General features: G+C 60.8%; 17 protein-coding genes and 2 pseudogenes. 6 read left to right on the forward strand and 13 right to left on the reverse strand.

From position 1 onward, the window contains the following. Nucleotides 1-89 precede the first annotated feature (89 nt). A complete protein-coding gene (locus tag RX328_RS06740; protein WP_213254111.1) occupies nt 90-329 on the forward strand; it encodes a helix-turn-helix domain-containing protein in 240 nt (79 codons plus the stop codon). Between the two features lie 149 nt (nt 330-478). On the opposite strand, the pseudogene RX328_RS06745 reads toward RX328_RS06740, so the two are convergent. The 4 genes and pseudogenes from RX328_RS06745 to RX328_RS06760 form a co-directional block, all read right to left on the reverse strand. Then, nucleotides 479-589 (reverse strand): annotated as a pseudogene (locus RX328_RS06745) (SOS response-associated peptidase); the annotation flags it as partial. Nucleotides 590-601: 12 nt separating this feature from the next. Continuing rightward, nucleotides 602-1,090, reverse strand: a complete 489-nt coding sequence (locus RX328_RS06750) for a hypothetical protein (protein WP_213254110.1) — start codon at nt 1,088-1,090, stop codon at nt 602-604. A gap of 56 nt (nt 1,091-1,146) precedes the next feature. Further along, nucleotides 1,147-1,560 (reverse strand): annotated as a pseudogene (locus RX328_RS06755) (hypothetical protein). Nucleotides 1,561-1,763: 203 nt separating this feature from the next. Then, nucleotides 1,764-2,639 (reverse strand): AbiJ-NTD4 domain-containing protein, encoded by an 876-nt coding sequence (locus tag RX328_RS06760; RefSeq protein WP_312018091.1) that lies wholly within the window; start codon nt 2,637-2,639, stop codon nt 1,764-1,766. A gap of 663 nt (nt 2,640-3,302) precedes the next feature. Between RX328_RS06760 and RX328_RS06765 the strand changes: the two genes are divergently transcribed. Continuing rightward, nucleotides 3,303-5,471, forward strand: coding sequence for a pentapeptide repeat-containing protein (locus RX328_RS06765; RefSeq protein WP_213254109.1), 2,169 nt, complete (start codon nt 3,303-3,305; stop codon nt 5,469-5,471). A gap of 931 nt (nt 5,472-6,402) precedes the next feature. Here RX328_RS06765 and RX328_RS06770 read toward each other — a convergent pair. Together RX328_RS06770 and RX328_RS06775 are read right to left on the reverse strand one after the other, a co-directional pair. After that, nucleotides 6,403-7,542: an O-antigen ligase family protein gene (locus tag RX328_RS06770; RefSeq protein WP_213254108.1), complete on the reverse strand. Its 1,140-nt coding sequence runs from the start codon at nt 7,540-7,542 to the stop codon at nt 6,403-6,405. Between the two features lie 590 nt (nt 7,543-8,132). Beyond that, on the reverse strand, nt 8,133-9,380 hold the full coding sequence (locus tag RX328_RS06775; RefSeq protein WP_213254107.1) for an NAD(P)/FAD-dependent oxidoreductase: 1,248 nt from the start codon (nt 9,378-9,380) through the stop codon (nt 8,133-8,135). Nucleotides 9,381-9,538: 158 nt separating this feature from the next. Here RX328_RS06775 and RX328_RS06780 point away from each other — a divergent pair, with 158 nt between their 5' ends. Continuing rightward, entirely contained in the window at nt 9,539-10,522 is a 984-nt protein-coding gene (locus tag RX328_RS06780; protein ID WP_213254106.1) for an AraC family transcriptional regulator, read from the forward strand. 154 nt (nt 10,523-10,676) lie between these two features. On the opposite strand, the gene RX328_RS06785 is transcribed toward RX328_RS06780, so the two are convergent. The 3 genes from RX328_RS06785 to RX328_RS06795 all read right to left on the reverse strand — a co-directional run bounded on the left by RX328_RS06785 (nt 10,677) and on the right by RX328_RS06795 (nt 14,180). Continuing rightward, a complete protein-coding gene (locus RX328_RS06785; protein ID WP_213254105.1) occupies nt 10,677-11,351 on the reverse strand; it encodes an L-2-amino-thiazoline-4-carboxylic acid hydrolase in 675 nt (224 codons plus the stop codon). A gap of 337 nt (nt 11,352-11,688) precedes the next feature. Further along, nucleotides 11,689-12,720 carry a YcjF family protein gene (locus RX328_RS06790; RefSeq protein WP_213254104.1) on the reverse strand — a complete coding sequence of 344 codons (1,032 nt, stop codon included), beginning with the start codon at nt 12,718-12,720 and terminating at the stop codon, nt 11,689-11,691. Continuing rightward, complete coding sequence (locus tag RX328_RS06795; protein ID WP_213254103.1) at nt 12,717-14,180, reverse strand: YcjX family protein; 1,464 nt, start codon at nt 14,178-14,180, stop codon at nt 12,717-12,719. Before RX328_RS06795 ends, RX328_RS06790 begins: the two co-directional genes overlap by 4 nt. 272 nt (nt 14,181-14,452) lie before the next feature. Between RX328_RS06795 and trhA the strand changes: the two genes are divergently transcribed. After that, entirely contained in the window at nt 14,453-15,151 is a 699-nt protein-coding gene (gene trhA / locus RX328_RS06800; RefSeq protein WP_213254102.1) for a PAQR family membrane homeostasis protein TrhA, read from the forward strand. A gap of 26 nt (nt 15,152-15,177) precedes the next feature. Further along, the gene (locus RX328_RS06805; RefSeq protein ID WP_213254101.1) at nt 15,178-15,972 is read left to right on the forward strand and encodes an SDR family oxidoreductase; all 795 of its coding nucleotides are present in this window, start codon (nt 15,178-15,180) and stop codon (nt 15,970-15,972) included. 263 nt (nt 15,973-16,235) lie between these two features. Here the strand turns inward: RX328_RS06805 and RX328_RS06810 are convergent, their stop codons facing one another. Beyond that, a complete protein-coding gene (locus tag RX328_RS06810; protein WP_213254100.1) occupies nt 16,236-16,667 on the reverse strand; it encodes a hypothetical protein in 432 nt (143 codons plus the stop codon). A gap of 119 nt (nt 16,668-16,786) precedes the next feature. On the opposite strand from RX328_RS06810, the gene RX328_RS06815 reads away from it, so the two are divergent. Then, nucleotides 16,787-17,395, forward strand: a complete 609-nt coding sequence (locus RX328_RS06815; RefSeq protein ID WP_213254099.1) for a hypothetical protein — start codon at nt 16,787-16,789, stop codon at nt 17,393-17,395. A gap of 238 nt (nt 17,396-17,633) precedes the next feature. On the opposite strand, the gene mdlC is transcribed toward RX328_RS06815, so the two are convergent. The 3 genes from mdlC to RX328_RS06830 all read right to left on the reverse strand — a co-directional run bounded on the left by mdlC (nt 17,634) and on the right by RX328_RS06830 (nt 21,392). Beyond that, the gene (mdlC, locus tag RX328_RS06820) at nt 17,634-19,256 is read right to left on the reverse strand and encodes a benzoylformate decarboxylase (protein ID WP_213254098.1); all 1,623 of its coding nucleotides are present in this window, start codon (nt 19,254-19,256) and stop codon (nt 17,634-17,636) included. A 154-nt stretch (nt 19,257-19,410) separates the two neighbouring features. Beyond that, on the reverse strand, nt 19,411-20,265 hold the full coding sequence (locus RX328_RS06825) for a MaoC family dehydratase N-terminal domain-containing protein (protein ID WP_213254097.1): 855 nt from the start codon (nt 20,263-20,265) through the stop codon (nt 19,411-19,413). Beyond that, nucleotides 20,262-21,392: a CaiB/BaiF CoA transferase family protein gene (locus tag RX328_RS06830; protein ID WP_213254096.1), complete on the reverse strand. Its 1,131-nt coding sequence runs from the start codon at nt 21,390-21,392 to the stop codon at nt 20,262-20,264. The genes RX328_RS06825 and RX328_RS06830 overlap by 4 nt, the downstream gene beginning before the upstream one ends.

Raw genomic sequence — 21,392 nt, forward strand, 5'->3', positions numbered from 1 at the left:
ACGGGGCCTCTTCGCCTGGTGGCGCGAATTGTCGCGTGAAACGTCCGGGGTTTAGATGTAGGCTGGATTGAGACCAGGGAGGCGCGACGATGCTCAAGGAGAACTACGTCGCCAAGCAACAGCGGATCGGCGAGCGCCTGTCGCGCGCGATGGCTAGGGCCCACATGGATCGCCGAGAACTCGCCGCACTGACGGGTTACTGTGAGGCACAGATCATGCAGTGGGAGCGCGGGCGCGCGCCGCTCTACCCGAACGAACTCATAAAGCTGTGCCATGCGCTTGACGTGAAGCCAGAGTGGCTGCTGTGTTGGGAACGCCGCATTCACTAACCAGCGGCTTACGGCCACTAGGACCTGATCCCGTTCCAAATGGCCGAGAGGTGCTACGGTATCCCAAACATGCCGACCGGCTTCTCTTTCCAATTGAAGTCCGGCAGGACAGTCAGCGCCGGTTGGGCATTCAAGAAGTCGAGAACCGACGGGAAAGCGCCCGGCATCGGTCGTAGGTTGCCGACGTAGCGGTTGATCACGCGGAACAGCGCGCGGATAGCTTCTTGGTTTGTGGTGATCGAATAGATTGCACATTGCAGTGACCTGATGGATCAGAGCAGGTGCTTCTTTCGCTCTAACCTCTTTAATGCCTCTGAAACCAAATACCCTCTGCTCTCGAGATATTCGCCGTATGTGTCATAGCGGCGAATATTCGCGAGATCGGTTTCTACCTGCAGAATGATCGATGAAATTTCAGAGGGAAGAAAGATGGCGGCTGCCGCAGCATCATCGAACTTCTTTTTTGCTGATGTCCACCAATTACTCGCCTCATCAAGATACTCGTCGGTGTAAAGCTTGGCACCGATGGCCTCGTTCCACATTATGTCGTTAGCACGGTCCAGTTCACGAAGGGCCGAGAGCGTGCTCGCGAAGGTCGACGCCTCTCTCTCCCAGCTTCTTTGAGATTTGAACGTTTCGATTGCCCAAACGACAGCTAGTCGGGCAATCACTAGGGCGCCGACACCCTGCATCGCAAGCTTTAGGATATCCCATATGTGCGTTGCATCGCTCGCAAAGAAAAGCGCAACAACGGAGGCCACGGCGTGGCAATCAAAACGCCCAAGACAAACGATGGCAGCGGTTTAAGCATTTTAAGTCATCGTTCACCCGGCCACCACGTCGAGGGCGGATCGCTCGCGGTGATCTTGGTGGTGCGCAGCGCCACCAGATGGCTCCGCTTCTACGGCCGTCCCTGAAGCTTTGAACAATCCTTGCACCGCATGTAGCGCTCCAGTTCATGGATCGGCGTTGCCTTCGGTCGCCGCACGATGTCGAGGGCAACGGTCTGATGCGTGTTGCAGCCAAGGCATTTTACTTCGAGATAGCCAAACCCGGCATTGATCGCGTCGCCGAGCGCGGGTGATGGCTGCGCCGGACCCTGAAAGCCGAGCATGCGCTTCTTCCACGCCTCGCACCCCAAACGGTCAGCGGTCCTGCGTGCCTCCGCTGCCTGTTCTGCGGCAGCCCGAACCGACGCGCCGTAAATAGCTTCCCGTGACTTGGTGCCCATCGCCTATCAAAGCCGGTCGCCGGGCTTGGCGCAAATCGCGCTATAGCTGGTAGTCGGCCGTTGCCGGAACCACGGCGAATTGTGGCTGTGAATAACGCGGCGACGGGAAGTCTCGACAATTTTGGAGGGCAAGCCATGCGACATCCAGTCGAATTGTCGTTAGGGTGTGCGTTACATCCTGCGAATAAGACTCTTGATCCAGATCATGGAGTTCTCAATAGCCCAGTTGGTCTGGTGAGGCTCGGCATGGGCGCAGCGCCGGGACCATGTCCAAAAGGATTGCGGACCTTCGTGAAGAAGTGCTTCAGCGCCTCCATCTCCCATACCTCGATGAGTTTCGCGCCCATCAGGTTATCAATGTAGTTGTGAGCGCCTTTCTCCTTGCCCGTGGTCAGTTGCTTTTCGCCCGAGATGATCTTGATGGTGCTTTCCAGTGAGCGGGCAGCATAGAAGGCCGGATCGCGCCCGTCCGTATCACGCAAATCAATAGCCTCCTTTATGTCGTGGTCCACGTTGTCCCACTTTGGCTCTGCCACCAACTTCCAGAAAGGCGTCTCAATTTCCTGTGCGACCGTTTGGTCTTCAGAGATTTGAATAAAGCCGTTGTGGTAGTGCAACTGGCAACTCGCTTGGCGAAAGCGGGCATTTAGTTCATTTACTGCCCCCTGAAACTTAGCGTTCAAACCGGCGTTTGCCGCTCTTACACTATCGGCGGTGTTGCCCGGTACCCGAAGCCCCACGCCTTTAAACGTCTTATCGTATATCTCAGCTGTTGCGATATTCTCCGCGAGCTTAGCGTTCAGTCCCGCCACGAAATTCTCGTGCTCACGAAAGCCGATTTCAAATAGGCTGAGGCGCTCTTTGACAAACCGATCAGCCGACATCTTGCCGTCGAAAGGCGTTAGCATCCACTTCTCGCACCTCTCCGCACCGTTGTTTTCAAGGCCCCGCCAAATATTTTGGTTGTCGTAAAAGCCCCAGTACTGCGGAGTTAGTTCCTTCAGACCAAGCTCTCTCGCAAGCAAATCGTGTATCCGCTTCCAAAAATCCTTCCCTTGCTTGTCTACTTTCCCGTCCACGAAGTACGGGCAAATATCGTTCAGGAGCTGGTACCCTGCACGAGTAGGCGGCGGTGCTCCTCGTAAAACGTTTCCCACATACGGGGTTGTGCGTAACGGTGAGCAAAAATATCAGTCAACATCGGTAATTTTCGATCTCCTTGCGAATCGGGAGCCTACACGGTGACACAATGCAGGGTAGCAAAGCTAGGATTGGACGGTTTGTCCCGGCTATTCACAGGGCACTCGATCTCAGAAAGACCCGATAAGTCTTTACTGAAAAGCAACACGTAGACCACGCTACACAGCGGATAAAATTCCTTGAGGCTTCTGCGCGGCTGCCCTCGCCGGAGAATTTTTCCAGTCCATCAAACTGGATAACGTGAACGTCTATCGCGCCGGTAATCCGGTTGATGACAGCGTCCTTGCGCCAGCAAATGGAGCGGTGGCCTGTCCGGCGTCATCTAGCTCGTGCCGACCGCCACGTAGCCGCTCACCTCTCCGCCACACTTCCGTCCAGCACGATTGCCGCTCACTTTTGTGCCAGTCGATGGTCGGCGCGGCGCGGAGCCAGATTGACCACGGCTCGGCGAAGTAGCAGGCTCTCATCCGTCGACTGAGGCCATCCCGGAACAGTCGGCTCAGTCGAGATCGGGAAGTAATTGGCCGGAGCATGGCAGCACCATGGTGACGGGCGAGCCGCTTGAGAAGCTTTTCAGCGCTGCGGAAACGGCGAGCAGCCAGGCGCGCAATATCTGGGTCACATTCCTGCTGTTCGGCACATACCTGGCAATTACTGTCGGAGCCACCACCCATCGCGACCTGCTTCTCGAAAATCCGGTCCGGCTACCACTTCTCGACGTGGACCTTAACCTCTTCACGTTTTATTGGGTAGCACCGCTCTTTTTTATCATTTTTCACCTCTATCTTTTGATCCATCTCTATCTGCTCGCCTCAAAGTTGCACGCGCTTAACGTCGGGATTGAGCATGAGCTTCGGGTGCGGTCCGAGCGCACCGCCTTCCGCCAGCGCCTCGATGGCTTCCCACTGACCCAGATGCTCGCCGGTCCGCACAAGGGCCCGGTCCAGGCCGGCCTTGTTAGGCTCATGGTTTGGGTCACCGTTATTTTGGCACCGGTGATCCTGCTCCTGGCCTTCCAGGTACGCTTTCTTCCGTATCACGCCGAAGCGATGACTTGGTGGCACCGCGGCTGCCTGCTTGTCGACGTGGCACTGCTGTGGGCCTTATGGCCGCGCTCGTATCCACCAACTGCAGCTAGGCCGCGCGGCCTTACCCGCCTCACGTCGACACTCACCGCCCTCGCGCTGCCAGCACTCGCATTAGTAGTCGCTTTATTATCAGTTCTGATTGCAACTGTGCCCGACGAAGGCGTGGAACGGATGCTTTTGAAGACTGGAATGCTGCGGAGTGCAGAGTGCTCCCGCCTGGCGGAATCCACGGAGGAGTCGCCGCATCCGGGCCGAGTTGTCGAGCTGTTAGACTGGTCGACTTGGCGCGAGTCCATGCCACGCTGGGATGCAAGTAAACTTGCGCCGCGGGAATTAGATTTGAGCGGGATTGCCACCAGCAGCGGCGAGGCCCCCTCGGACGATGAGTGCAAACCAGGGCCGCAGACCTGGCGGCCGACTGCGATCCTGTTCGAGGGGCCAATCGATCATGTCCGTGGGATCACGACAAGTCCATTCGCCAGGAACTTAGTCCTGCCGAATTTTCAGATAACCAATAGTGAATCGCGCCGCCGTTCTGAGTTCCGCGGCCGCGATCTACGCTCCGCGTATCTGGCACGGGCCCAGCTAGCCAGTGCAGACCTTCAGGGATCTATCCTCAGTGGGGTCATGCTCGATGGAGCCGAACTGACAGAAGCTCGACTAGGTTGCATAGATAGAGTGGCGTGCGTCAACCTAGAACGCGCATCCCTCCGGCAAGCTAAGCTCGATCGCGCCGACCTCTCAGGCGCGCGGCTGGCTCGGGCTCGGCTAGACAATGCCTCATTGGTGGACGCCTTGCTGCCCTCAGCAGATGCCCAGCTTGCAGATTTTTCGTCTTCCAATCTTCGCGGGGCAGACCTCCGCAACGCTAATCTTACGAACGCCGACCTTGCTCGTGCTGCGCTCGACGGTGCCGATCTCTTCGACACGGACCTGGAAAGCGCAAACCTTCGTGGCGCCAGCCTTCGCGCGGTGAACGCAGTTGCCACGCGCTTCAATGGCGCCGTCCTCGCCGAAGTGGATCTGCGCGGCAGCCGCGTTGTTAGTACCGGGCTGGGCGTCGACCTGAAAGCGGCCAATTTAATCGGCGCGGATCTTGGACAAGTCAATCTAAGCTGGACTGTGCTGGAGCCGCTCGACAGCTTAGCTGCTCGGCTTCATCTCGCCGACTTCCGCAACTCCGTGCTCGTCCGCGATGTGAATTGCTCGTTACGCCAATCAGAGATCTGCGAGCGCGAGGCCGCCTTGGCCACCAGCGATGAGATACGGGCGCTTCTACCTTTCCGTCTGGAGTTGGCGCCCACATCTCCTAAGGCGGTTTTCCCCCAGGAGGACTGGCGAATCGTCGCGCGAGTCGCCGAAGATAGCGAATATTCTGGAAAGCTCGCTGCTTTTCTTACTGATATGGCCTGTAACACTGACGGTGCGACGTACCTAGCTCGCGGCATTACGCGGCGGCTGCTTGACGCGGTCCGGCCCGAGGCGACCCTTTATCCTCTCCGTCCCATCGCCGGAAGGAGGTTGCTCGACCGTTCATGCGCGGGTGCAGCGGGTCTTCCTACGCATATGATCAGTGAGCTTTGTGAGATTGTGCCCGACGCGCCAAGGTGCAAATCGAACTGAGAAACGAGCATCTGAGTTTCTTGAGCGGCCTGCCTAGCAGACCGCTTTGACCCACGAGACATCCTTGGCCGGTTTGGCGAGGATCGGCTTGTCGCCCGCCGGTCTTAGAACGGGTAAAAGTGTTCGTGGCGGTGCATCACAGAGTTTTGCACAGCTGTTCCAGCTCCAGGCGGTTCGGGACACAAACGAGGACACTGCCACGACATCGCGTTGAATTATCTGAGCTTTTTGCGCCCACACCTTCGCAATGGCTTTACGGCTTACTTCGTGCTCTCCCCGGTGAACGGCTTTCTTGCCACCGTCGCCCCCGAGAAGCTTCGCTTCCAAAGGACTTAACGCCAGCACCGCGGCGCCAGAACCACACGACTTCGCCGTACGCTTCAGGCGCGTACGTCTTGCGCACCTCTCGCGTCCATCGCATCCCACCGCACGTTCGTGACGATCGCGAGCCGCCCCTCCATCGGGTGAGACGGGCGGAGTTATGCGGCTGATCTGCCCGGCCTGTTAAGCGGAATATTTTTGCAAGAAGGTCTGGACAGACTTTGGGTGATTTGCCCGTCGTGCCAATTGGTCGCAGCCGCGCATTGAATTTTTCGCTTTTGCGCGCCGCAAATCAGTTCGAGTTGCGTAGCGTGGGCAAAGCGAAAGCGTGCTCACCATTTACGATAGCGGTCTGCCGAGAGATGGTGGGCACGGCGCAAGTGCGCCTTTGCCCACCTACGAAGTCGAACCTCACGCCTCATCGTCGCGCTTGCTCAGCTGGCTCACCAACCACCTAAAGCCGCCTCCCTTCTTTGCGGCCAAGGCACCGCAATTACTTGTAGCGCTCACGCCTGAAGAGCAGAGACAGTGACAAACGAACAACCAAATAGAGGATCCCGATTCCAAGTACGATCCAGATCGCTGTTTCCATTTTCCGGCTCCCTGCACCTCAAGGTGACGATCGCTGCCCTAAGGAATAGAAATTCTCGGCCTTCTGACGAATCGCGTACCCGCCTGCGACACCAACACCAAGCACATAAATCCAGCCTTCGTGGAAGTCGAATAAGTGCGAGTTAAGCATTGAACTCAGAAAATTTTGCACCACGACTATTAGTCCGATCCACCCGATCAGCGTGGTCGCAGAGAATAGCGCTAGGTGGAAATACCACATTGCCAGGAGCACTATGCTGCCGATTAGACCCCATTGTATCGATACGTAGAGTATCTGATTATGAGGATTGCGGACGGAGTTCGCCCATTCCCCGCTCTTGCCCTGCGCTGCCGCCTTGAAAATTTCCTTGGTTGATCCAGTGCCGTGCCCGAAAATTGGTGACTTTGCGATCACATCGATCGAAGTTCGCCAATATGCCAGACGCTCCCCATTCGAGGTAGCTATGTCAGTATCACGGGCTAGTTTGAAATCATGAACGGTCCGTTCGACGCGCCAGCGAAGGTACGGCGATGTTGACCAGATCAGCCCGCTAGCCAGTCCCCCGAGAACAAGTAGGGAAATCGCGGCTCTCGCGCTGAGGAATTTTATCGCAAACAGCGCTGCCAGCACCGGGATATATATCACCGCGGTTCGCGCTACCACGACAAACGTCATGTTAAGAAAAAAGGTGAGCAGCAGCGCCGTACATGCCAGAGCCATTGCGTGGCGTCCTTTCGCTACGAGGCTGACCACGACTGCCGCCAATGCAAAGATGCAGAGGGAAAATTCCTGAGTTTGATCGATGTAGTTTCTAACCGGAACGCCCAGAGGTTTGCCTGCTGCGACAGTTAAGTCCGGCAAGAAATACAGGACCCACGATGTCGCTACCAGCATCGAGCAGGACGCGAGAAAGGCCAGGAAAACCCAATGTCCGCGTTTAGACCGCTGAAAGTGAAAAAGCAGCAATGGAATTACCAGGAGCTTTGCAACGGGGCTTACCCCTTGAATCCTCGCGCTCCACGTATCGTCTGCCCATAGCATTCCAAGGATCGCCAACCCGGCTAGCCCAACAGGCAAAAGCGCAGCCGGATGAGCCAGGACTTTGACGAATGTGTCGTAGTCTATCGTCGGCAGCATGACGACGATCCAGACGGACATAAACACAACCACTGCGGTGGTAGACCACGGCAGAGCCGCCGCAGCCAGCGCGGGATAAAGGTCTGTGCACAGGAGCCAGAACCACGATCGTGTCCAGGCTGAAACCAATGCCAAGAGAGCTGAGCGCTGAGGCGCTGTGCCCATTCCCAATGAGGCCCCAAAAAAGCAATTATTAAAAAACGACTTCGAGACGATGCTAAGCTATGGAACTTGAGAAATCTAATTCCTTAGGTTGATTAGGCGAGCTGAGCAACTAACGCGGGTAGGGAGGCGATTACGATGGGAAGAGCTAGGTCTTCCCACCTAATAAATGACTCGCGCTCCCTAGCGGCGCGACTTCAACTTCGGCTTGATATTTGAAAAGCCGATATCATTTTGGAATCTTCGTCTTCTTGAACTTGCTTGCCGCACTTTGTGTGCGACAAACTGTGCAACAGGGGCAGGGATGTCATTCCGCCAACACCCGAGCGTCGAGCGTTCGCGATGTCCGGTCCAGAGGGCAAAGCGGACCTCTTGACTGCGCTGCTCGAAGTCTGGATTGATCCATTGCGGACTGAGCCGCAACGGATCAGCTACGCTCTCTGACTGAATCAAGGGCTACTTTCAGCAGTAGCACCCACGCTGTGAGCCCTCGAAGCCGCAGCGGCAAAGATCGCTGCGGTATTCTGCGGCGCAAAAAATTCCGTCGGCGAAATCGTACCGGCGTTCAGACGTACAAATCCGTCCATGGCCACTTGGTTGCCGTGAACCGCCCCAAGCAGCCGTTGCAGGTCGGGTGGCGGCGGCTCCAGCGTTGCGAGATCGCAAGTGAATTCGTACATCGCCCCAACCTGCGCGTCTCGGGTGCGCTGATATTCATCCATGGCATCCTCGAATGGCCGTGCGCCTGAGAAAGACTCGTCGAGTGCTGTCGCGCAGAGTTCGGCATCGCGGAAGGCATCGAGAATTCCCTGTGCGGTAATGAAGTCCTTGTTGTAACCGGCGTCCCCCACGAGAGCCCAACCGGGGCCGTAGGGCTTTCGAAAATAGTTCGGGACGGCCGTGCCCGCGAACGGCGCTTCGCGTGTTGCGCTGCGCAGCCGCTTCGCGAAGTCTGGCGCCAAATCGATTGCTTTGAGATAGTTGCTCTCGATGTCCTTCTTGTTCTTCGCAAACTCCGCGTACGGCCATCCGGCAATTACGAGCGTAAGGTCGTCGTGGGTCGGGATTGCCGCAAATCCACGCTTCTCGCGAATATAGGTTTCAAATCGGCCGTTCATGGGCAGCCCGCTCCAATAGCTGTAGTAACCAGCCAAAAGTGGCGGCTTCTGGCGGTAATGTTCAGGGTGGACCGCCTCACTGACCATTGAGTGTCGTCCGTCGGCCCCAACGATAGCGTCGGCATACTCGGTGACGGAACCGCCCTGCTTGGATCGACCCTTGATGCCGACCGCACGTTCGCCTTCCAAAATAATCTCCTCGACGGTAAAACCCTGACGGATCTCCGCACCGGATTCGGCCGCGGCGTCGACGAGCAGCTTGTCGAGAATCGTCCGCCGCGGGCAATAGGCGATTGGATTCTCGTCCGTGCCTGGGGCTCCGGAAATCGTGAAAGCGCCAAAGTCGAAGGAGTAGGTGTGGATAGGTGGGCATCCGGTCGCCACCAACCGATCGAGCAGTCCCCATTGCGAGAGGGCACTCACAGCGAGGGGATGCAGGAGATGAGTGGAGATGGTGTCGCTCGGGAATGATGAGCGGTCCACCGCCAGTACCCGATACCCTTTGCGGGCCAGTAACATCGCCGTTGGCGAACCGGCGCAGCGCGCGCCTACAACAATCATGTCAAATGCCTTGCGCATCGAAACCTCCCACCAAATATTACGTGCCGGCCTAGGCAGACTGGTAGCGGCGGCCGGCCTTAAGGCCCAAAGCTACCCGAAATCCGAATCCCAAACTTTGCTGGAAATCCGTACTTCTTTGCAGCGTATTCAGGGTCCACGCTCGCCGGAGCAAGCAAATGGATGCCCTATCGGAGGTGCTGACCTCGGTGCGCATGACCGGCGCCATCTTCTATCACGCGGAGTGCACTGCCCCCTGGGGTTTCCAGGTGCCGCAACTGCAAAAGGTCGCTCACCTGCTTGCCCCCGGGACCGAGCGACTGGTCAGCTATCACCTGGTCACCGATGGAAAGGCGGTCGTGCGCTTCCCGGGTGAAGAGGATATAGCCGTCGGTGCGGGCGATATCCTGATCATCCCGCACGGCGACGCGCACACGGTTTCAAACGGCTCGCCGTCGACCTTCCTCGATAGCGGAGCCTCGCTCGGCGAATTCCTGGCGGGCAATCTCACCACGATGCGGTTGGGCGGCGGCGGCGAGACGACCAGATTTGTCTGCGGCTACTTCGGCTGCGAGCGGCATGCGGATCGGCTTTTCCTGGCCGGCTTGCCGCTGATGATTAAGATCAATCTCCGCGGCGACCCGGCCGGCGAATGGCTGGAGAACTCGGTTCGTCATCTTGTCTCCCAAGCTGGATCGGGGCGACCGGGGCGATCGGTCCTCCTCTCTAAGATGGCGGAAGCGCTCTTCATCGAGACCATGCGCCGCTACATGGAGGCGTTGCCGCCGCAGCAGACCGGCTGGCTTGCGGGCGCGCGCGATCCGGTCGTTGGCGGTGCGCTGGCACTTCTGCACCGGAAGCCTCGGCATCATTGGACTGTGGACAAGCTTGCCGTCGAGACCGGGACCTCGCGCTCGGTCCTCGTCGAGAGGTTCTCCCGCTTTCTCGGCGAGCCGCCACTAACCTATCTGGCACGCTGGCGATTGCAGCTCGCCGCAAGAATGCTGCAGACGACGGGGGAGGCGGTGCTACATGTAGCCGCGGAGGTCGGGTACGATTCAGAAGCGGCATTCAATCGCGCATTCAAGCGCGAGTTTGGTATTCCACCGGGACAATTCCGAAGGTCGGTCTTCCAATCGGGACTCCCTGGCGGCGACAGGTAAACTCGCATCCCTTCCGGCGCGTTGTGAAGGTCCGCTGTTGGGACATTTGAGACATGCCCGCGTGTCCTGAGAATGTCCGTTCACCGGAGTAGACAGGAAGTCGCCATGTGCGATCAAACCGACGCGAATGACCAAAGCCGACGTTAGGCGTAGCCTATTCTGGCTCGAGCCGCGAGAACCGAAAATTGCAATGGCTTGCGCCGCCGGCCAGCGTTTGTGTCCGTTCGAGGCGAATGCCCCGTGTCGCGTAAGCCTCGAAATCTAACCCGCAAATGTGTGGCAGGATTTCTTGATCTCCGTGTCGGCCAGCGAACTTGCAGAAGCCGCACGCCTTGTAATTGATGCCGAACTCAAAATTATCGCCTGGGCCGGGCTCGACAAAATCATAGACGAAATCTTCCGGATATTCTTCCGCGTGGCTTTTTGCCGCCTGCTCGCGCAGAAGGGCCCGATTTTCCGGAGACATGAATTGACGCCCCGATGCGAGCCGTTTGGCCTCCGGCACGGTCAGCAACTGAGCCTTGTAGCTTTCTCGTTCGATATCGCCGATTACGGGGAGCGCCACGCAATGCCGACGGAGCACGCGCCCGATAGCCATAAAGCCCATTAATCGCATGAAGAAGTCGCTCATGCGACTAGCCGCACCACCGACATAGGGCATCTGAATGAGCACGATTTCGAACTCATCCATCACTTCTTGCCTGATTTTGCCTATGTCGGAGAGCTGCGCGCGTTCGCGCAACATCGTTTCGGCAAGATCGAGGCGCTGGCGCATGGCGGCTTCCATTGCGTCGCGATGGGCCAGATAAAAGGGATGAATTTCAGCCATGAGATTTCCCTACCCGCAGAACCAGCCTATTTCAGACTGGCCCAGCAATCCACCACCAAAGTCGGCTCCAAAGGTTGCAACGGGTCCACTTCTGGGCCCTTTCCGGACGTGGCATGATGCCCGACTTGAGTCTGCTATGCGAACCCAGACGGACGTTCGCCAACGCCTCTGGTTGGTGTGCCCACTTTCGATAGCTCGTTGATGCGCGAACGGAGAAGGTCTTCGGGCGCTGTGGGCGGGCAACTAAGTGTGCAACACCGATCAAGGGCTGTGGGATAACTTGCTCGTCTTGTTTTCGTCGGTTCGATTCAAGGGCGCGCCCTAGCGGAATCGAACCTCACGCCTCATCCTCGCGCTTGCTCAGCAAATCCTTGGCGAGATCGGAGAGCGCAGGGCGCGGCAGTGCCGTGAACGGCAAGGGGCGTGTGACGTCGATCGCGGCTAATCCCAGCCTTGCCGTGAGCAGGCCGTTGAGCACGCCCTCGCCGAGCCGTTGCGAGAGTTTTGCGGCGATGCCGTGACCGAGCATCTGCTGCACCAGGCTGTCGCCCACCGCCATGCCGCCGGTGACGGCGAGATGGCCGATGATATGGCGCAACAGGCTGAGCATGCCGAGCGTGCCGGGCCGGCCGCCATAGAGCCGCGCCAGCTGCCGGATCAAGCGCATTGCGGCGACGAACACGAACAGCACGTCGATCAGCGCGCGCGGGCTCACCGCGGTCACGACCGAAACGCGCTGTGCGGCCGTTGAAACCAGCCGGCGCGCCTCTTCATCGAGCGGCGCCATCAGTTCGCGCTCGGCCAGCTTGATCATGTCGGCGCCGTCGATGATGTCGTCGGCGTGGCCTGCCAGCGTGGCGCGGGCGCGCGCCAGTTGCGGGTTTTGATGCGCGAGCTTGAGCAAGTCGTTAACGACGGCACGGCTCTCGGCGCGGTCGTCGCTGCGCAGCACCTCGGCGGCGCGCTGGTGCAGCTTTTCGATCGCCGCCAGCCGCGCCAGGCCGAACGCTTCGCGCGCGATGACGACGGTCAGCGCCAGTCCGGCTGCCACCGCAAATGCCAGCGCGACGTAGCCCAATGTCTGGCTGCGCGCGAACAGATCCTCGATCAGATTGACGACGCCGAGCCCTGTGCCGAGCAGCACCAGCCCGCCGACGGCCGACCAGAACAGCGCGCCCCAGCGAAAGCCGCGGCGAAGCGGCGCACGGGGCGCATCGACCGGTACAGGTAGCGTTGCGGGATCTGCCTCCGGCGTGATCTGCACCGTACCGCGGGCAGGGCGGCCGGTCTCCTCCGGATCTATCACGATGACGCCGGGGTCGCCGAGCTTGAATGTCGCCGGCCGCCGATGCGGCGTTTTCTCGCTCATTGCAGTCGGTCTCCGATCAGGAACTGAAGGGCGCGGTCGAGGCGGATGTGAGGCAGCGCGGGCTCGTCCTTGCCGGTGCGCTCCAGCAGCGGTGGCCGGAAGCGCAGGAAGCGGAAATCGGCGCTGTCGGACGGCATGCTGGAAAGGCCGCGAAAGCCGCCCTTGAACAGCTCTTCAGGATCGGCGGGCAGATCACCCGGAAAGGTCGCCACTTCGGTCTCGCCATCGAAGGTATCGCCATTGGCGGCCTCGCCCGATGCGGGCGTGCCGAGGATCGACGGCAGCTTCTCCCGGCCGCGCGCAACCATTGCCTCGCGCGTGGCGCGTACTGCTGATAGCGCGACCACGTCGATGGCGGCGCCGGCATACTCGGCGCGGTCGGCCGCCTTGGCGACGGCGCGCCGCAGCACGGCTTCCAGCCGGTCATGGCTGGAATGGTGCAGATGATCGGCCTTGGTGGCGGCAAACAGAATCCGGTCGATCCGCGGACGAAACAGGCTGCTCAGGATGGTGCTGCGGCCGATCCGGAAGCAATCGAGAATGCCGGCAAGCGCGGCTTCGAGATCGTGCAGCGCTTCGGGCCCGGCATTGAAGGCCGCGAGCGCATCGACCAGCACGATCTGCCGGTCGAGCCGCGCAAAATGATCGCGGAAGAACGGACGTACCACGACGTCCTTATAGGCCTCATAGCGCCGCCGCATCATCGCCCACAGCGAACCGTCGGGCGCGGTGCCGTCAATGGACACGTCGAGCGGGGCGAAGGTCAGCGCCGGCGATCCTGCGAGGTTGCCTGGCATCAGAAAACGCCCGGGCGGCAGCAGGCTCATGGCAAAACGTTCGTCGCGGCCGGCGCGCAGATAATCGGTGAACAGTTTTGCGGCGGCGAGCGTCGCCTGCTCGTTCTCGCGGCCGCCGGGCTGAAGCGTCGCCAGATGCTCGTGCCACGGCGCGGCGAGCTTTGCGCGTGGGCCCTCGCGCGACAGCGCAAGGCTTTCGGCCGACCATTGCTCAAAACTCCTGTTGAGCAGCGGCAGGTCGAGCAGCCATTCGCCGGGGTAATCGACGATGTCGATGGTGAGCGTGCGGTCCGCGCCATTCTGCCGCTGGTAATCGATGACGAGGCGCAGTTCAGAGATGTCAGTGGTCGAGTTCGGCCAGCGCCGTTCCTCGATCAGGGTGCGGACGTGGTTCTCATAATCGAACCGCGGTACCGCGTCGTCCGGCTGCGGCTCGAGCCGGGCGCGCGCGATCCGCCCCGAGGCATACGGCTCGAAAACCGGAAACCTGCCGCCGCGGGTCAGGCCGTGGATCAGCGCCGTGATGAACACCGTCTTGCCGGCGCGCGACAGGCCGGTGACGCCGAGCCGCACGGTGGGATTGAAAAAGCTGTCGCCGTAATCCAGCAGTGCCCGCGCCGACAGGCGCGCTTCCTCGATGATTTCTGAAAAACTGGGAGGCATACGGGCGGAAAGCTCGAGAGAGGCGTTGGTGTGCAATTACCGGAGAAGTGGCGATTGGCGGGCTGAAATCAAGCGCTTGTGATCGCCTGAAGAGGGCGATCCCCCCGGGATATCCGGCGGTTACCGGGAGCACGAAAATGCCACGACGATGGGATACTGGCATCGTTCGCCAAAGCGCATGACGACAGCCTTTGAGGGTGGCGGCGCCAACGGTTCGTTGACCTTGGAACCCCCATGTCCTAATCGCTCCTCACCAGCTTTCACGGGCCTGCATGACCATATTCAAACTGAAGCAATTCGCATCGACATCGATCCATGCGGCGGCGGGCGCTATGCATTGGAACTACGACCGCGCCGAGCTGATCGCCGATGGCGTCGTACATATCGTCGGCGTCTGTTTCGGGCTTATCGCCGCCACCACCCTGATCGTGCTGACGGCGGTCTATGCCGGTGCGTTCGAAATTACCGTGGTGTCGGTCTACGTCGCGGGCCTGCTCGCGATGCTGACCTTGTCGGCAATCTATAATCTCTGGCCGGTATCGCGCGCCAAATGGGTGCTGCGGCGCTTCGATCATTCCGCAATCTATCTCCTGATCGCCGCAACCTATACCCCGTTCATCGTGGAGCTGAGGGACAGCTATCTCGCGATCGCGCTGCTGATCGGGGTGTGGTGCATTGCGATCGCCGGCGTGGTGCTGAAACTGGCGCTGCCGGGGCGATACGACCGTTTGGCCGTCGGTCTTTATCTCGCGTTGGGCTGGAGCGGCGTCACGCTTTACGACGCCGTGGTGAAGGCGGTGCCGCCACTGGCGCTGGGCTTTTTGGTGGCGGGTGGCGTGCTCTATAGCCTTGGGGTGATCTTCCATGCCTGGCAGCGGTTGCGCTTCCAGAACGCGATCTGGCACGGCTTCGTCTTGCTCGGCGCCGCCTGCCATTATACGGCTATTCTCGATATGATGATCCTGACGTAGAACTTTAGAAGACGGGGAGGGCGGCCATGCGGGTGACGGGCAAAGTCGTGGTTGTCACCGGCGGCGCCAACGGTATCGGCAAGGCGATGTGCGAGGCCTTCCATCGTGCAGGCGCCGCCAAGGTTGTTGTCGCCGATATCGATCCCGATGGCGCGCGAGCCATCGCCACGCCGATCGGTGGGGCGGCCTTCAAATGCGATGTCGGAAAGGAGAAGGACGTCTATCACGTCATCGAGGAGACCGAGCATCAATTCGGCCCGATTGCGCTGTTCTGCTCCAATGCCGGCATCGGCGGCGGTTTCGATCCACTGTCGGTAAATGCCGGCGGAGACTCCGACGAACCGTGGCAGCGAAGCTGGGCCGTTCATGTCATGGCCCATGTCTATGCGGCGCGCCATTTGATTCCGCGCATGAAGGCCCGCGGCGGCGGCTATTTCCTCAACACGATTTCGGCGGCAGGCCTGCTGTCGCAGGTCGGCAGCCCGGCCTATTCGACCACCAAGCATGCTGCCGTCGGCTTTGCCGAAAACCTCGCGATCTCGCACAAGGCCGACAACATCAAGGTCTCGATCCTGTGCCCGCAGGGCGTCGATACCAACATGCTGCGCTCGATCCCCAAGGGCCCGCAATCCGGCGACGGCGATCTCTCGCCGGAGCAGGTGGCGCAGGACGTGCTGAAGGGGCTGGAAGCGGAAACCTTCGTGATCCTGCCGCACCCGCAGGTGCTCGGCTACATGCGCAAGAAAACCGAGAATTACGACCGCTGGATCGCGGGCATGGCGAAGATCCAGGCCAAGATGCGGGAAGCTTATGGCAAATAGTTTGACCCTCATGGTGAGGAGCGCGTAGCGCATCTCGAACCATGAGGCCCGGACTGGGGCCTCATCCATCGAGACGCGGCGAAGACGCCGCTCCTCAGGATGAGGGGTGGCTCCTACGCCTCCCGTCATTGCGAGCGAAGCGAAGCAATCCATCTCTCCGCGTGAGGAAAGAATGGATTGCTTCGTCGCGTCGCTCCCTTGCGCAAACGCTTCGCGTTTGTCGCAGGCAATGACGGAGGAGAGAATTTCGCGTCACTTCTCTCTTACTGGCACCTGTGCATCAGGCCATCGTCCAGGCGGACCATTGTGCCGGGCTGGCAGATGATGCCGTTGCGCGTTGCGTAGTCTTGGCTCCACACGCCCGGACCGCCGTAATAGGCGTAGGGAGCGCCGCCGCCCTGGTAGGCGTAGGGACCGTTGCCGCGGTAGTAGGCGTAGGGACCGCTGCCGTAGTAGGCGGCAGTCGCTCCGGCTGCGACAGCACCGGCGCCCACTGCGGCGGCACCGGCCGCGGCCCGCCGCGCCTGCCGCCGGGTAACGCGCGGCGCCGGGGTTAACGGATCAACCGTCTGTGCCTGCGCGCGCTCGATAGATAGCGAAGCGCTCCTTTGTTCGCTCCAGTCAAACGAGAGCATGGTAGCGCATGCGAAGACGGAGACCGCGAGGGCAGCTTTTCTGAGGCTTGGCTGTTTCATGGCGTTCACTCCATGGTTGCCCCATGCCGAATTCTCGTGCGAACGTAGAACAACGTCAAGTAAACGCCGCGTGCGGAACTCGCGGGCGAATAGACGAACCTTTGAATCAAATGAGGGTCATGAGCTGGTATGCCAGGCTACTCGGACGAGCCTCTGCGACGCCAGATGCTCCGCATGCGCTGCTGGCTGACATCGAGAAGCAGGGCAAACAATATCTCGACGAGGCCGACAACGGAAACTGGGTCTATCCGGCCTGCAAGCGGAAATCGCCGGATACGGGTGCCGACAAGCAGACGGTCTGCGATCACACGCGGCTGGAAGCTTTCCGCTATCTCTTGATGGTGCCCAGGGGCGAATTCAAGCTGCTCGCCGAGCCGGACTCGCAAGCCGCGATACTGGACGCCTATCTTCGGCACCGGCCGCACGAAGAGACGGTGATCGAGTTCTCCGGCGATACCATGAACGACCTGGCGATTGCCGTCATCGCCGGATTCAACTGGCTCAATCATTGCGCCGGTCTTGCCGGTGCCGACCGCCGACAATTTTCGGGAACGCTCAATCACTTCCGTAAGATTGTGATATCGGCGCAGCGATGGTGGGAGATGGACGGCGCGAAGCAGCGCTACGCGCAGATGCTGCAAGCCGCGCAGGAGCCGCCGCTATTTTTAAATCTGGTCTGGGCCGATTATAGCCGGCTCGCGGGTGAAATCGCCGCGGTGCGCGGGTGACGGCGTCTCCACGTCATTGCGAGCGCAGCGAAGCAATCCATCTCACCGCGTAAAGAAAAAATGGATTGCTTCGTCGCGTTGCTCCTCGCAATGACGTGGAGAGAGGCGTGCCTCAACTCTTCTGCGCGTAGAGCAGCGTGTAGCCCGGATGAAGCGAAGCGAAATCCGGGGTAGGCGCATCCGCGGATGAAATTGTCCCGGATTGCGCTACGCTCCATCCGGGCTACGGGGGTCAAACTTACCCCTTCTGCGCATAGAGCAGCGGAACGGCGGAATCGACCATCACTTCGATCAGGCTGGTGCCGTCATGAGAGAGCCCGTGCTTGAGCGCGCCCGCGAGTTCGGATGATTTCGTCACCCGCACCGCGTGACAGCCCATGCTTTCCGCGAGTTTCACGAAATCGATGCCGGGCAGCTCGAGACCCGGCACGTTGCGCACCTGCATCACTTGGCTGAACGAGCGCATCGCGCCGTAGCCCGCGTTGTTGATGACCACTACGGTCAGTGTCAGGTTGCGCCGCGCCGCCGTCCACAGCGCCTGGATCGAATACATCGCCGAGCCGTCGCCGATCAGGCAGACGGTGCGGACGCCGGGGCATCCGAGCGCGATGCCGACGGCAGCGGGCAGGCCGTAGCCGAGGCCACCGCTTGCCATGGTGTAAAAACTATCCTGGCCGCGCATCGGCATGAACTTTTGCATCGCCGGGCGGTGCGAGGGCGCTTCCTCCACTAGTGCTGCATTGTCGGGCATGGCCTGCGAGAGCTGATACAGCAGGAATTCGACCGGGAGCGGATCGGCCGCTGCGGGGGCCGGCGGCAGCACGCGGCCTGCCGGGATCGCGCGCGCGGTTTCCGGCAGCAGGTCGAGCAGCATTGAAAGTGCGGGCTTCATGGTGGCGACGATGCTGGCGCCCGACGGCGTGACCGCGGCGGCATCGGGATCGTCGGTGATCTGGAAGATCGTGGTGGCACCATCGAAGATCGTGGCATGGCCCTCGACATGGAAGGTGAAGACCGGCGCGCCGATGACGACCACGAGGTCATGGCCGCGCAGCGCGTCCGATAGCTGTCCCGGCGAGGCGTGCAGGAAGCCTGCAAATTGCGGATGGCGTTCCGGGAACGAGCAGCGCGCCGAGAACGGGCTGACCCAGACGGCAGCCTTCGCCTTCTCCGCCACCTTCACCATGAGGTCGACGGCTTCGGCGCGGTCGACGGCGGGGCCTACGACGAGGGCCGGGCGCTTGCTGGCTGCGAGTGCTGCGACCAGCGCCTTCATCGCTTGCGGATCGGGGCCGAGTTCGCGGCTGACGTGGCGGGCCTCGACCGGCTGGGTCGGGCGCGTCCAATCGTCGATCGGAATCGAGACGAAGGTCGGCCCGCAGGGCGGCTGCATCGCGACGTAATAGGCGCGCGCGATCGCGGCCGGCACGTCTTCGGCGCGCGCCGGCTCGACGCTGTATTTGACATAGGGCCGCGGAAATTCCGAGGCGCGCTCGGCATAGAGAAAGGCCTGCAGCGGCAGGATCGAGCGCGCCTGCTGGCCGGCTGTGATGACGAGCGGCGTCTGGTTGCGATGGGCGGTATAGATGTTGCCAAGCGCGTTGCCGACGCCGGCGCCGGAATGCAAATTGACGAAGCCGGCATTGCGGGTCGCCTGCGCATAGCCATCAGCCATGCCGACGACGGAGGCCTCCTGCAGGCCGAGCACGTAGTCGATGTCATCGGGCCAGTCGCTGAGGAAGGGCAGTTCGGTGGAGCCGGGATTGCCGAACACGCGCTTGATGCCGAAAGCGCGCAGCAGGCTGAAGGTGGCGTCCTTGACGGTGACGGAAGCGGCTTTGGCTGGTTTGCGGGACGACATTGGGACTCCCAGATCTAGCTGCATACTCCGTCATTGCGAGGAGCAAAGCGACGAAGCAATCCATGCTTCCTGCGGGGAGGTGTGGATTGCTTCGCGGAGCCTGTCATCGGGCGGCGCTTCGCGCCGACCCGTTGGCGCGCAATGACGGTGAAAATCACCACGTCGCCGTGCCGTTCATTGTCGGCTGCCCTTCCGCATTCGCGATCCACAGCTCCATGCCGGCGTGGGTTTCGTTGGCGTTGATCGAGAACTCGCTGCCTTCGAACAGCGGCTGCAGGCCGCGATAACTGAATTTCTTCGGCGCGCTGTCGCCGTGAAGTTTGGCGGCGAATTCAACGAGCAGCGCGGCCTGCAAGGGGCCGTGAAAGATCAGGCCGGGATAGCCCTCGACCTTGGTGACGTAGTCGCGATCGTAATGAATACGGTGGCCGTTGAAGGTCAGCGCCGAGTAACGAAACAGCAGCACGGGATCGCTGACATGGGTTTCGCGATGCCGTGCGACCGGCGGCGGCGGAGGAGCTTTCGGCGGCGAAGCGGCGGCAGCGCTCCCAACGTCGCGATAGACGATGTCCTGCCGCTCGCGGATAGCAACCCCGCGCGGCGTCGTGATCGTGTGTTCGACGGAGACGAAGCACAGGACGCCGGTGGAGCCCGTCTTCATCGTCACGTCTGAAATGCGCGACGTGCGTGTCGTCTCATCGCCGACGCGCAAAGGCTGGAGGAATTCGATTTCGCCGCCGGCCCACATCCGGCGCGGCAGCGGCACCGGCGGCAGGAAACCGCCGCGGGTCGGATGGCCGTCCGGGCCGAGCTGCGACATCGGAAACACCGGCTGCGCCAGGCACCAATGCGTGGTCCAGGGTGCGGCGTCGCCCGTCTTAGGGTCGCCGATGTCCTGGAACAGGGTGGCGCGCAAGCCCTTCACCAGTTGCGCGGTGACGATGTCTGACGCTTCGGTGCTGCGGCCGATCCATTGGCGCAGATGATCGAGGTTGAGAGCTTCTGTCATAACTGGCGGCTCCTGATACGGGGAGCTTTGGGCAGTTCAACATGGTCGCCGATGGCGGGCACCGCGCCATAGTGCCTGGGCTCGCCGACGAAGATCGCGGCGGGGGCGGCGTAACTCACCTGGCCGTTCGGCGTATCGACCTCGATGCGGCGCAGATGCGGATGCACCGAGAGGTCGGCCATCGTGTTGACCTCGGCGAAGGCGATGTCGGCCTCGTCGAGGCGCTTCAAGAGTTCAGCGCGCATCATCGAGGCGAAACTATCCGAGACCACCTTGTCGGTGAGCTGGCGGTTGCGCACGCGCTCGACCATGTTGGCAAAGCGCGGATCATTGGGCAGGTCGGGCTGATCGAGCACCTCGGCGCAGAGCTTCTTCCACTCGCGCTCGCTCTGGATCGAGATCAAGATGCCCTTGCCGTCCCTGGAATTGAACACGCCATAGGGCGCGATCGAGGGATGGGCCAGCGCCATCCGCTTCGGCGGATTGCCGGCTTCCGAATTGATCAGCGGCACCGCCATCCAGTCGGCCATCACGTCGAACATCGAGATCCGGATATCGGCGCCCCGGCCGGTGCGTCCCCGCGCGATCAGCGCCTCGAGGATCGCCGCATGCGCGGTGGCGCCGGTCGCGATATCGACGACGGAGATGCCGACGCGCGACGGGCCCTCGGGGCCGCCGGTGATCGAGGCAAGTCCGCTCTCGGCCTGGATCAAGAGATCGTATGCCTTGCGGTCGGCATAGGGGCCCTCGTCGCCATAGCCCGAGATGGTGCAGCAGATCAGCGCGGGATAATCCTTCTTCAGACGATCCAGCGAGAAGCCGAGCTTGTCCATCGATCCGGGCTTGAGGTTCTGCAGCAGCACGTCGGCGCTTGCGATCAGCTCTTCGAGTTCAGCGCGGCCCTCTTTGGTCGCGAGGTCGATCACTACGGAATTCTTGCCGCGGTTGAGCCAGACGAAATAGCTGCTCTGGCCCTTGGCGGCGGCATCATAACCGCGGGCGAAATCGCCCTCGGGGCGTTCGACCTTGACGACATGCGCGCCGGCGTCCGCAAGCCGCGAGCTGCAGAATGGGGCTGCGACCGCCTGTTCGACGGAGACGACGATCAATCCTTCCAATGGCAGCAT

The sequence above is a fragment of the Bradyrhizobium sp. sBnM-33 genome (genome assembly GCF_032917945.1).
In the GTDB taxonomy this organism is placed as follows: domain Bacteria; phylum Pseudomonadota; class Alphaproteobacteria; order Rhizobiales; family Xanthobacteraceae; genus Bradyrhizobium.

Bases quoted from the DNA above. Each gene is read 5' to 3' on its own strand.
- RX328_RS06765 (WP_213254109.1), top strand. From the start codon at position 3,303: ATGGTGACGGGCGAGCCGCTTGAGAAGCTTTTCAGCGCTGCGGAAACG.
- RX328_RS06775 (WP_213254107.1), bottom strand. From the start codon at position 9,380: ATGCGCAAGGCATTTGACATGATTGTTGTAGGCGCGCGCTGCGCCGGT.
- RX328_RS06770 (WP_213254108.1), bottom strand. From the start codon at position 7,542: ATGTCCGTCTGGATCGTCGTCATGCTGCCGACGATAGACTACGACACA.
- mdlC (WP_213254098.1), bottom strand. From the start codon at position 19,256: ATGTCGTCCCGCAAACCAGCCAAAGCCGCTTCCGTCACCGTCAAGGAC.
- RX328_RS06815 (WP_213254099.1), top strand. From the start codon at position 16,787: ATGAGCTGGTATGCCAGGCTACTCGGACGAGCCTCTGCGACGCCAGAT.
- RX328_RS06790 (WP_213254104.1), bottom strand. From the start codon at position 12,720: ATGAGCGAGAAAACGCCGCATCGGCGGCCGGCGACATTCAAGCTCGGC.
- RX328_RS06795 (WP_213254103.1), bottom strand. From the start codon at position 14,180: ATGCCTCCCAGTTTTTCAGAAATCATCGAGGAAGCGCGCCTGTCGGCG.
- RX328_RS06830 (WP_213254096.1), bottom strand. From the start codon at position 21,392: ATGCTGCCATTGGAAGGATTGATCGTCGTCTCCGTCGAACAGGCGGTC.
- RX328_RS06740 (WP_213254111.1), top strand. From the start codon at position 90: ATGCTCAAGGAGAACTACGTCGCCAAGCAACAGCGGATCGGCGAGCGC.
- RX328_RS06780 (WP_213254106.1), top strand. From the start codon at position 9,539: ATGGATGCCCTATCGGAGGTGCTGACCTCGGTGCGCATGACCGGCGCC.
- RX328_RS06810 (WP_213254100.1), bottom strand. From the start codon at position 16,667: ATGAAACAGCCAAGCCTCAGAAAAGCTGCCCTCGCGGTCTCCGTCTTC.
- RX328_RS06785 (WP_213254105.1), bottom strand. From the start codon at position 11,351: ATGGCTGAAATTCATCCCTTTTATCTGGCCCATCGCGACGCAATGGAA.
- RX328_RS06805 (WP_213254101.1), top strand. From the start codon at position 15,178: ATGCGGGTGACGGGCAAAGTCGTGGTTGTCACCGGCGGCGCCAACGGT.
- trhA (WP_213254102.1), top strand. From the start codon at position 14,453: ATGACCATATTCAAACTGAAGCAATTCGCATCGACATCGATCCATGCG.
- RX328_RS06825 (WP_213254097.1), bottom strand. From the start codon at position 20,265: ATGACAGAAGCTCTCAACCTCGATCATCTGCGCCAATGGATCGGCCGC.